The 1,022-nt window shown below is 71.6% G+C and carries 2 protein-coding genes and 1 pseudogene; 2 read left to right on the top strand and 1 reads right to left on the bottom strand.

What is annotated here, in order from left to right; genetic code table 11:
• Positions 1-73: 73 nt before the first annotated feature.
• On the bottom strand, positions 74-310 hold the full coding sequence (locus tag BHU15_RS37575) for a CbtB domain-containing protein (protein WP_031230106.1): 237 nt from the start codon (positions 308-310) through the stop codon (positions 74-76).
• 194 nt (positions 311-504) lie between these two features.
• On the opposite strand from BHU15_RS37575, the pseudogene BHU15_RS41960 reads away from it, so the two are divergent.
• Together BHU15_RS41960 and BHU15_RS41955 are read left to right on the top strand one after the other, a co-directional pair.
• Positions 505-752: pseudogene (locus tag BHU15_RS41960) on the top strand (histidine phosphatase family protein); the annotation flags it as partial.
• Between the two features lie 2 nt (positions 753-754).
• On the top strand, positions 755-938 hold a 184-nt coding region (locus tag BHU15_RS41955; RefSeq protein ID WP_255293318.1), incomplete at its 5' end, for a histidine phosphatase family protein.
• Between the last annotated feature and the right edge of the window lie 84 nt (positions 939-1,022).

Here is a 1,022-nt window from a genome sequence, read left to right as displayed (position 1 = left end):
CGCGGACCAACAGGGTTCTGACAGTGGACGATTGCATGGTGATGCTCTCCGAGGGTGGCCTCCGTCCGTCTGATCAGTGGCAGGGAAAGCCGAGCAGATGACGGCCGTCGTGCACCCACTCGTGCACACCCGCCCCGGAGAACACCGACGTCGCGCCCTGTTCGGCGCCGACGAAGTACAGCAACACCAGCATCAGCGTGCCCACGAAGACCGCCCAGGGCAGAACCGCCCGCAGGGGCAAGGGAGTCAGGGGGGATATCGCTGATCCGGCGGGCGAAGAAACGGCCGGGGGCACGATGGACTCAGCCACGGCACAACCTCCTTGGGAACTCGCGTCCCGTTCAGTGGAGCTCGCACGACGGCGATCGGGTCTGANNGACGTGAACGTACCGCGATCGGGCAGGTGGGCCAAGAGGGCGAGTGGGCCGGCGAGTGGTCGCGCGACCCGGCGTCCACCGGGCCCGGCGGGCGGCGTCCCGTGCACGCACGACCCTGGAGAGCCGTATGACCACACGCGTGACGTTGATCTCACCGGCGCTCAGCACCGCGCTGCGCGAGGCCCGGTTCGCCGACGGACCGCTGGACGCCGCCGGGCTGAGGCAGGCCGAGGCCGTACGGGGCGCGTTCGCCGTCGTCGAGCAACGCGCCACCGCGGACCAGGTGTTCGCGTCCCCCTCGGTGCGCTGCCGGCAGACGGCCGAGGCCCTCGGTCTGGCCGCGGAGCCCCTGCCCGAACTGCGCACCTGCGCGATNNGGCGCGCGTGCTCGCGGTGGCCGAGCCCGATGTCGTACGCGCGCTGACGGTGCACGCGATCGGCGCGCCGCCCCAGGTGTTCTGGCGGATCGACGTACAGCCGCTGACGATCACGGAGTTGAGCGGGCGGAACGGTCGCTGGAATCTGCGCAGCGGCCGTCCGCTCGGGGGCGGCTCCCACTAGGGCGGGTCCGCGAACTCCCGTCCGGCGCGGATCACCCGGCCGGGGCCGGGCCCACCAGTTCGCCGAGCACGTCCTCCATCGTCA

The sequence above is a fragment of the Streptomyces niveus genome (assembly GCF_001723055.1).
In the GTDB taxonomy this organism is placed as follows: domain Bacteria; phylum Actinomycetota; class Actinomycetes; order Streptomycetales; family Streptomycetaceae; genus Streptomyces; species Streptomyces niveus.
Note: the sequence above shows the minus strand (reverse complement) of the source record. Positions and strands in the feature narration are given on the sequence as shown.